7 protein-coding genes are annotated in these 9,094 nt (G+C 55.5%); 3 read left to right on the top strand and 4 right to left on the bottom strand.

Annotated features, from left to right (window positions below; translation table 11 throughout):
* A partial coding sequence (locus HMPREF1316_RS12160) for an ISL3 family transposase (protein WP_021727340.1) occupies positions 1-234 on the top strand: 234 nt, incomplete at its 5' end.
* Between the two features lie 124 nt (positions 235-358).
* Here the strand turns inward: HMPREF1316_RS12160 and HMPREF1316_RS12165 are convergent.
* The 4 genes from HMPREF1316_RS12165 to HMPREF1316_RS12180 all read right to left on the bottom strand — a co-directional run bounded on the left by HMPREF1316_RS12165 (position 359) and on the right by HMPREF1316_RS12180 (position 7,031).
* Positions 359-1,291, bottom strand: coding sequence for a hypothetical protein (locus HMPREF1316_RS12165; RefSeq protein WP_021727339.1), 933 nt, complete (start codon positions 1,289-1,291; stop codon positions 359-361).
* A gap of 677 nt (positions 1,292-1,968) precedes the next feature.
* Positions 1,969-3,255, bottom strand: coding sequence for an ATP-binding protein (locus tag HMPREF1316_RS12170; RefSeq protein ID WP_021727337.1), 1,287 nt, complete (start codon positions 3,253-3,255; stop codon positions 1,969-1,971).
* 463 nt (positions 3,256-3,718) lie between these two features.
* Positions 3,719-5,446, bottom strand: coding sequence for a UvrD-helicase domain-containing protein (locus HMPREF1316_RS13890; RefSeq protein ID WP_021727342.1), 1,728 nt, complete (start codon positions 5,444-5,446; stop codon positions 3,719-3,721).
* Entirely contained in the window at positions 5,436-7,031 is a 1,596-nt protein-coding gene (locus HMPREF1316_RS12180; RefSeq protein WP_021727341.1) for an ATP-dependent nuclease, read from the bottom strand. Before HMPREF1316_RS12180 ends, HMPREF1316_RS13890 begins: the two co-directional genes overlap by 11 nt.
* A 403-nt stretch (positions 7,032-7,434) precedes the next feature.
* Here HMPREF1316_RS12180 and HMPREF1316_RS12185 point away from each other — a divergent pair, with 403 nt between their 5' ends.
* Both HMPREF1316_RS12185 and HMPREF1316_RS12190 read left to right on the top strand, forming a co-directional pair.
* Entirely contained in the window at positions 7,435-8,226 is a 792-nt protein-coding gene (locus HMPREF1316_RS12185) for a transposase (RefSeq protein ID WP_040652566.1), read from the top strand.
* Positions 8,227-8,386: 160 nt separating this feature from the next.
* A complete protein-coding gene (locus HMPREF1316_RS12190; protein ID WP_021727336.1) occupies positions 8,387-8,947 on the top strand; it encodes a DDE-type integrase/transposase/recombinase in 561 nt (186 codons plus the stop codon).
* The last annotated feature ends 147 nt before the right edge of the window (positions 8,948-9,094 follow it).

Here is a 9,094-nt window from a genome sequence, read left to right on the forward strand (position 1 = left end):
GACCAGATGAAGACGGTGGCCAAAACCCTCAGAAAGGAGCGTGAGGGCATCCCCGACTGGTGGGACAGGGGCTCCACCAACGCGATCCTCGAGGGGCTCGACCCCGTCATCCAGTCCATCAAGCGGGCGGCGCGGGGCTTCAGGAACACGTCCCACTCCGAGACGATGATCTTCCTCAGGCTCGGGAAGCTCGACTTCTCGGCACAGACCGCCCTAGCCTGCGCTACCCACTAGAAACGCGGAAGAGCCAACTTTCCGCTAACGCCTACGAATGAACCAGACAATACCAATCACGACTGCGATAATTACGGCTATCGTAAAGACGAAGCCTGCTCCTATTGCTGCAATCCCCATACGCTTATTCCCCCATTAATTCTTTGCTGATTTCCAAGCCTTTATCGGGCTCACCAGCCTCAATTTCTGGTGAAGCATTCATCCGTTCAATGTTAGAGATTGTAGATTTGACGCATATGAGAACGTCTATCTCATTCTCGTTATTCGCAGCAAGCATCTTCAGTGGGCCAGGGAGCCTCTCGGCTTTCGGACGTGAAATCCATGCCCTGAGGTGGTTTTCCTTGTCACCAAGCAGCTCTTTGTGCATTGCCGTCGCGTACATTTCCAAGTCGCGCTTAGCCTCAACCTCATCCCCTCGAAGGTAGCTGGCAGCAGCTGCATACTGTGCGCACTGAGTGCATTGCGCGATTGCCCGCCTCAGTTCCTTGGACTTTGAGAAAGACTTTGGAAACGCGCTGATTGACTTCAGAGAAATCTCTCGCCGAATATGCGCTGCAAGTGAAGCATCTGCGTCAGCAGCCGGCAGCTCAATGAAAAACTTTACAGACTCTTTGACCGTACTGAGACACGAGTAAAATCCGTCCATCGCTTCACGGTGTGCCTTCTTGCATTGCTCCATGCGCTCTTTCTGGTTGGTCGCTTTTGTCGCACGTCTAAGATATTCCGCCGCAACATTCCCGAAGCGTTCTCTATCGTTCTTTTGCCCCTCACGCAGCTCAGCAATGCCTTCCTGAATTTCAGTCAGCTGTTGGGTGATGGCCATGAGACTGAGGCTAAACATCATGTCGTTCACGTTAGGCAATTGCTGTGCTTCTTTGAGACGCACCATCGACTCGTACTTGTTGCTGTCGGCATTTATCAGGGTAGCTAACAGTTTTCCGTCCTTATCCCGCCTTAAGAAGAGTTTGCCTTCCTCCATAAGCTTGCGAGTTGCGGCGGACAGGTTGGCAACATACTGGACGTCGCCGCCCAGAGCCTCCCGTATAAACGCCACCATTTCAGGGCAGCACCTCACGAAGGTCTCATAGTCAGAGAGCGCAACCCTGATAGAGCGATTTAACTCGGACGGGCTAAATACTTGAGCCAAGACCGAATCTCCGCTGTACAGGTCTAAATTGCCATCGTTATCAAATCAGATGATGGCGTCGTCTCTGTCGTCCATCAAAACTCATTTCGCTAGCAAACCCCGCCTCTTGAAAGTTTACTGCAAATGTCTAAGTCGAATTCGACTCATGGACTTCAGCGGCGTTTGCCGAATAGTGACCTAGCGAGCCTTAGCATGTCCTAGCATCTCGTCGGGCTTTGCGCGCGCCTCCCAACAGGCACATCCCTGCTTGTCCGTCCAGGGGACGCGACTCCTTGGGCCTCCTTGCGAACCGAAGGCACCGGATGCAAGGCGAGAGGACGGTTTGCCATCCCATGAAAGGCGACATCCTCCAGATGCCACGCGACGCGTTCCCGGAGCCATCGGGAACATCGGATAATGATGCGGAAGGCCGCGAGAATGCCGGGGCGGAGAAGCTAAAGATCTGCCGCCTCCTCGGCATCGGAAGCGAACGACTTGCCCGACGGCCTCATGGACGTGCCGCAGGTCGCCGATTACCCGCACGTATCGAAGAAGTCGGCCTACAGGCCCATCGAGCGGCAGAAGATCCCCGCCAGAGCATGCACCCATCAGTCGAGGCTGTTTGGGTCGAGCAGGAAATCGAACAGCCCCATGGTAAGGATGCCGTCGTCGTCCATGTAGGGCCGCATGACGCGGTTTACCACCACGATCTTCCTGAAGCTGTCGTCGATGAGCGTGAGCGAACGCTTTTCCTGCGCGACCTTCTCAGGGGTATCGAGCTGCAGCGCAGACTGGATGTAGTAACGGCGATAGCCGAGGTTCGCCACAAAGTCCACCTCGTAGCGGCAGCGCTCGTCACGACCGTTGTTTTTCATGCGCCTGTCCACCACGCCGACATCCACAGAGAACCCCCGGGCGCGCAGCTCGTTGTAGATGACGTTCTCCATAATGTGCGACTCCTCGACCTGCCTGAACCCCAGCCGTGCGTTCCGGAGCCCCATGTCCTCGAAGTAGTACTTCTTGGGCGTGCCGATGTACCTGCGCCCCTTCACGTCGTAGCGGGTCGCCTCGCTCACGAGGAACGCCTCTTCAAGATGTCCGAGATAGCGCCTGATGGTGTCGGCGTCGAGTTTCGAGCGCAGCTCGCTCCTGAACGTCGCCTCGATCTTCGAAGGGTTCGTGAGGGCTCCGATGGAGGAAGCGAGCACGTCCACTAAATCTTCGAGCTCCTGCGACTTGGTGAGGTGGTTTCGCTCGACAACGTCCGAGAGATAGGCCTCATCGAAAAGGCTCGCAAGGTAGACGGCCTTCTGCTCAGGAGTCCGCATGGAGAGCACGAGGGGCAGCCCGCCGTACATGACGTACTCGGCCCAGCCCTCCTGACGGTCGCCGTCGAACGCCTGCATGAACTCCGCGAAGGTCAGCGGGTGGATGCGCACCTCGTCGCCCCTACCCCTGAACTCGGTCATCACGTCCGTGGAGAGCAGCTTGGAGTTACTCCCAGTCACGTAAACGTCGACGTTACGACGATGAAGCAGGCCGTTGAGCACGCCGTAGAGCGCGGGGGGCTCGTCCTTGCTCCTGAGCTCCTTCGCCGTGATGGCGTACTGTATCTCGTCAAGGAGGATGTAGTAGACCCCTCGATCGTTGCCGATCCTCTCCATGAGGTAGTCATAGAGAGCGTCAACATCTCGGTAGCGCGCGTTAGCCCTGTCGTCGAGAGCCAATGTGATTATGTGGTCTTCTGAAACTCCTGACTCGATGAGATGGCGGACGAACAAGTCAAACACCAGATAGGTTTTTCCGCAGCGCCTTATGCCCGTGACGATCTTGATCATTCCGTTGCCCTTGCGGACGACGAGGTCGTTCAGATACTTGTCGCGCCTGATCTCCACACCGAATCATCTCCTCTGCATGCAAGGTAATGATACGGTATCTATGACGCAAGCGTCAATTTTTCCGAATTTTTTACTCCCACTCGATCGTTGCATAGCCCGTCTCCATGTAGTCAGCGGAGCGAGTGAGCTGGGATTTCCCCCATTCTCCTATCTCGAAAACCGTGTAGTCACCCTGTAGTCAGTGGTGACCACATGCTCTGTAGTCACTTGAGGAGAGTATTTTCGACCGACCGAGGAGTGATATGTCTGAACTGCGGAAACACAGTTCGATTGCGCGCAACTGACTACATGGGCTAATGAGGCGCAAACGGGGTGGGGCGCTCCCCGACCCAAGAGTGACAAATTCCGAGTGAAGAGTGACGGCTTTGAGCTGGGGAAATGAGTTTCTATTGCATACAACTGACTACACTCTTTGAAGAAGCAATATTTCCTCAACAGCGGCATTGGCAAGTAGGCATCGCTATATTTTCGATATGCCTTGCCAATCTGCTTTGGCGCACCAATCTACTATGCAGTCGCTCCCACAGATAAAACCTGGAGCACTTTGAAGCAATGAAAGAAAAGATGATGGCTCCCTAGAGTATCCGTATGCATTGATTTCCGTGGAAGTTGTAACAAATCCAATCCTTGCACGTGAAATCATTACAGAGAGAACTCGTGCCTCTTCTCCAATCTCTTGATCGGTAGAAGCTTTGTAAAAGGGAATTGAGCCTTTATCAAGCCCGACTATGAACACCCAATCGAACTGTTGTCCTTTGCCAGTATGACCCGTTAAGCAATGTATGCCCTTGCGCGTCGCAAAGCTCTCATCGCCTCGCATCTCGCAAATGCTTTCCCTTATTTCAGATGCCCGGGACAGGTTAGCGTCTCTTTCCAATACCTGGTCAAATAGCCAGGAGCAGGCATCTTCAAGTTCCGCATGCGTACCGCTCTGCAGCAAAGTTGTTCTTTCAACTATGTATCGGTAGATATCTAGCTTGCTTTTGAAACTAATACCCTCTGTAGCTCTACTTAACAGGTCATCGCATGTATGTCGAAGGGCTCTCGCGATTTCCGGCCTGAATATGCCACTCGACCAGTCGGTATACTGGATTCCATTTGCAGCCAGCGTATCTTTTACGCCTTTTATCCTGAAGCCGACTCTAGTGATGACTCCAACGCGCTGATTTGGGCAAAGTTGCAAAATCCTCTGTGCCATTTTGACAATCCAACTTGCTTCAGTCCTCTCATTATCAAAGGAGGCAAATGCTGAGAGCCCACTGTTACCCCAATGATTGGGAAAGGCGGCCACAAGTTGCTCGCTGTGTGTCATTTGGGAAAGCGAGTTAACTGCATTAAGGACGGCAGGTGCTGAACGGAAAGATTTCAAGAGCTTTATCTGCTTGTTCGTACTGTTAGAAATCTCTTGATAGGTATAGTCAGGATCCGCTCCAGCAAAAGAGAAGATGCTCTGCGCGAGGTCACCGGCGAAAGTAATGTTGTCTCCACACAGGGCTTTAACCAGTCGCAATTGCTGGGGGGTCAAGTCCTGAAACTCGTCCACAAGCGCAGCAAAGAAATGGTTCTGATAAAGCCGGGCGACTTTATCATCCTGCAGTACCCACAGAGCGGTTCGTATTTGATCGTCATAGGTGACGACACGCGCTTCGACCCTTTTGCTTTCCATGGCCACCGCAAGCTGGCCAACCGCTCCATTCTTTGCCTGTTCCTGAAGGCTTCTCATTACTTCATCATCAGACAAGTGAGTGAGCTTTGCGGATTTTAAAGCGGCTTCAACTTGTTCTCGCGTTTCCTTATTGCAATTCAGCGTCTGAGCATTCCTTCTAACCCAATCAAAGCCGGCAACTTCCCAGGTTTTGTCTATGCCCACAACGCCTCCGTGCGCTTTTATGATTCGTGCGGCCAAACCATGGAAGTTGCATACGGTAACGTGTTCTCTTAGCGTTTTGGTATCAATGTACTTTCTAAGCCTCTCGCTAATATTGTCTCGAGCTTGATTGGTGAAGGAGACAATAAGCAGCCTTCTCCCGTTCCCTGAAAAATCGTATCGCTCAAGGAGGCCTTTTGCCCTGTAGGCAAGCGCTTCGGTTTTACCGCACCCAGCAGGCGCGGTAATCACCATGCCATAAGGCTCGTAATCGAAAATCTCCTGCTGCTCATCAGTAGCTCCGTAAGAATTAGATGGCATTTCGGAGCACCTCGATGACACTGGAAACCCGTTGTGCAGAGGCCTCATCTAGCAACTTGCAAGCAACAACAGCACTGAGAATTTTATTTTTCTTACGCCTGCAGAACTCTGCAAGTTCATCTTCATTGGGTTTTCCCGAGTCATCTAAGATGGTGCAGGTATTCAGCATGTTTTGCGTGAACAGGCTCGATTCCCCCAATGCCTTCCATAGGCTATCCGCACCAATAGCTGCTACGTACTCCTCCTCAAGATCACGCCTTGATACATAAACAAATTTTGACGCTAGGTCTTCTTTATTGGCTCCTAACGCATTGGCCATATCTTCTTCAGCGTCCTCATCAACCAAGATGCTGATCTGGAGGCCGAACCCGTCTTCTCCAAAGATTTCTAAGACATGCGGCATCTCCCTGCATCCACCGGCTTCGAGGATTTCAATACCGTCTCTTTCAAGATGACGCCCCGTGTTCCCTGCTACCTTTTCGAGCAGCATCCTATCCGATTGCCCCTCGACCGCTATAATCTGTTTCGCCGTCAGAAGCTCAATCCTGCTGCTTATCCACCACCTTGCAAGAGTCTTCTGATCTTCTTGACCCGCGAGGAAACCTCGCTTCGGCTGCACGGGAGAAAACCCTTCGCGAGTAACCGCGATGTTGTCGGGTTCGAATTCGCCAGCAACAACCCCAGAATGCGTGGCTATGACAAGCTGCCGCCCCGTACTCTTCAGAATGCGTATCAAGTTTCTCTGGGCCAATGGGTGCAAGTGGGTTTCCGGCTCATCAATGGCAATCATCCCGCCCGAATTAAGCAGGCCAAAGATGGAAAAGGCGATAAGGGCTTTGGTGCCGTCAGACTGTTCTGTCGCCTGGCGAGCAGTTCCAGACCTGCCCTCAATCTGAAGCCGGACGTTATTCAACAGATCCCCATTGATTGCGGCTTCGGGGACGAAGTGAAGCTTGTTTGCCGTAATGCCTCCGTCGAGCACGGGGTCAAGCTGATCTGCAAGGGAACCCAATGCTTCATTGAAGGCATCTGATCCGTCAATCGCATCACTGAGAGACTTGATGGCCTCAGCTAATTTCGATTCATCTCCAGAGGCATCCACCTCTTTGAGGTAGTCGTCTACGATGGTCTTCCTACCTGGCTCAAGTTGAGTGGTTGAAAAATCGGAAGGAATCATGCTCCATCCGATGCTCTCAAGCTGCTCTCGCCTTAAATTATTATCGCCAGCGCCCTTTGGAAAGTATCGCCTAATCGTGAGATCGTCTTTGTCCAGAGTAGCTTCCATGCGAACAGTCAACGAGTTGTCTAATGCATCGTAATCATCTGGAAAAAACGACAACTCATCTTCGCTGAGCCCTTCTAGCCTAACTTCAACAGCAAAAGGTTGCTCCTCGTCCTCGAAGTCAGAGTTGTCGATGGAGTAATACAGCTGCTGTGTTGTCTTGCCAAGCGCCAGATCTATGCACCTTATGATTGAGCTTTTTCCGCTGCCATTTGCTCCTACCAGTATCAAGTTGTCTCTGACATCGATGGTGCAGTTGGGAATCCTGCTGTGGTTGTTTATGCGGATGGATGTAATTTTCATTGTTCTGCTGTCCCTTGCACCTACGCAAAGCAGGTGTTGTTAATTAGTTTGTAAGTACAAACATTATCGTTCAAAACGATTGCATTGCGTGTCTGAGAGCGGAAAGCGGCAGACCCCCGCCGCTCTTTTTTTCATCAGTCCGCAACCTAGCGAGCTTTAGCGTGGCCTAACGTCCCGTGTGGCTTTGCGCACGCGCCCCCCAACAGGTATCTCTCTGCTTGTCCCGTCGAAAGGACGAGACTCCTTGGGCCTCGTTGCGACCCGAGGGCACCAGATGCAAGACGAGAGGACGGTAGGCCACCCCATGAGAGACGACATCCTCCAGATGCCACGCAACGCGTTCCCGGCGCCCACCGGAATATCGGTGTTGATGTTCACTAAGAAGTGACGCAAAGGGACTGCGGTGGAAATCCTGGACCAAGGCAGGACCGGGAGGAACACGCAGATGTACGGCGAGGAGCAGAGAAGGAAGGCCGTCGAGACCTTCGCCAGGTTCGACCATAGCTACGCGGACACTGTTGCTGGGCTGGGCTGTCCCACCACTTCGGCATTGCGCGGGTGGTGGAAGGAGCACCAGCTCCGCGGTGACGAGTTCCTGGAGAAGAGCTGCCGCAAGCCGAGGTGCCCCGACGAGAGGAAGCGGGCGGCTGTTGACTACTACCTGGGGCACGGGAAAAGCCTCACGCGGACGATAGGGGCCATGGGGCATCCAAGCCGCGAGATGCTCGGCACCTGGATTGACGGGCTCGCGCCCGGCCAGAGGAAATGCCGCGGGCCGGATCCCAAGAGGGGCGCTCTGCCGATGGGGACGAAGGCGCGGGCCGTGGCGGAGCTCGAGGCACGGACCGGCGGTGCCGCCGAGGTCGCCGAGCGCCACGGCGTGTCCCGCGTCGCACCCTATGCCTGGCGGCGAGAGATCCTGGGGCACAATGAGGGGAACCCCGGAGAGAGAGGGGCTCCCGCGAGCAAGCCCTACGATGATCTGCCGGATGGCATTCGCGAGCTAGAGAGGATGCAGCCCGACCTGAGGGCGCGGGTCAGGAAGCTTCAACTCGAGATAGACGTGCGCCAGGCGACGCCCGGGATCCCAAAAAGGAACCGGGCACCGACCCGAGCCGGCCGACGAACGCGGAGAGGGCGGCGACAGCCTCGCCGCTGCGTCCGAAGCGGAGGCCCAAGGACCTGCTGGCGCTGACGCAGATGGCGAAGGGCAGCTATGAGTACGCGGCTGCCGCCCTGGTGCGACCTGGGAGCGCGGAGCGCGCCGAGTCGAGGGCCGCCGTCATCAAGGCGTTCGACGACAGCGGCGGCACGCACGGCTACCGCAGGATCGTCGCCCAGACGGGCGCTGGGGGGTGGACCGTGCGGACGATCATGGACAAGGAGGGCCTCGTCGCGCGCGGCGAAGAGGGAGCGCCGGCCACAGCTCCTACCAGGGGGAGGCATCCGAGGCGCCGGACGACCTGCTGCGCGACGAGCGCGGGAAGCACCACCTCAGGTCCGAGAAGCCGAACGAGCTCTGGGTGACGGACGTCACGGAGTTCCGCATCCCCGCCGGCAAGCCCTACCTCCCCCCGATAATCGGCTGCTTCGACGGCATGCCGATGAGCTGGACGATGTCCGCCTCCCCGGACGCCGGGATGGCGAACTCGTCGCTCATGGGCGCATGTGCCCGGCTCAGGGAGGGCGAGCGTCCCAAGGGGCACAGCGACCGAGGCTGCCACTACCGCTGGCCGGGGTGGATCAAGACATGCGACGGCCACGGCATCGTGAGGTCGATGCCGGGGGAGGGGTGCAGTCCCGACAACGCGAGGGCGGAGGGGCTCTTCGGGAGGCCGAAGGTAGGGTTCCTCTACGGAAGGGACTGGGGCGGGGTTACGCCCGATGGGTTCGCGGACGGCTCGACGCGTACCTGAGATGGCACCGCGACGTCAGGCCGAGGAGCGACCTGGGCTACAGGGGCCCGATGCAATATCGGAGGGACCTGGGCCTGATCGCCTAGGCCGAAACGGTCCAGGATTTCCACCGCAGTCCCTTTCCGAAAGCCAGGGTTGACTAAACAC

Source organism: Olsenella profusa F0195, from assembly GCF_000468755.1.
Taxonomy (GTDB): Bacteria; Actinomycetota; Coriobacteriia; order Coriobacteriales; family Atopobiaceae; genus Olsenella_F; species Olsenella_F profusa.

Coding starts and splice junctions, on each gene's coding strand:
- HMPREF1316_RS13890 (WP_021727342.1), bottom strand. CDS start 5,446: ATGCCATCTAATTCTTACGGAGCTACTGATGAGCAGCAGGAGATTTTC.
- HMPREF1316_RS12180 (WP_021727341.1), bottom strand. CDS start 7,031: ATGAAAATTACATCCATCCGCATAAACAACCACAGCAGGATTCCCAAC.
- HMPREF1316_RS12165 (WP_021727339.1), bottom strand. CDS start 1,291: ATGGTGGCGTTTATACGGGAGGCTCTGGGCGGCGACGTCCAGTATGTT.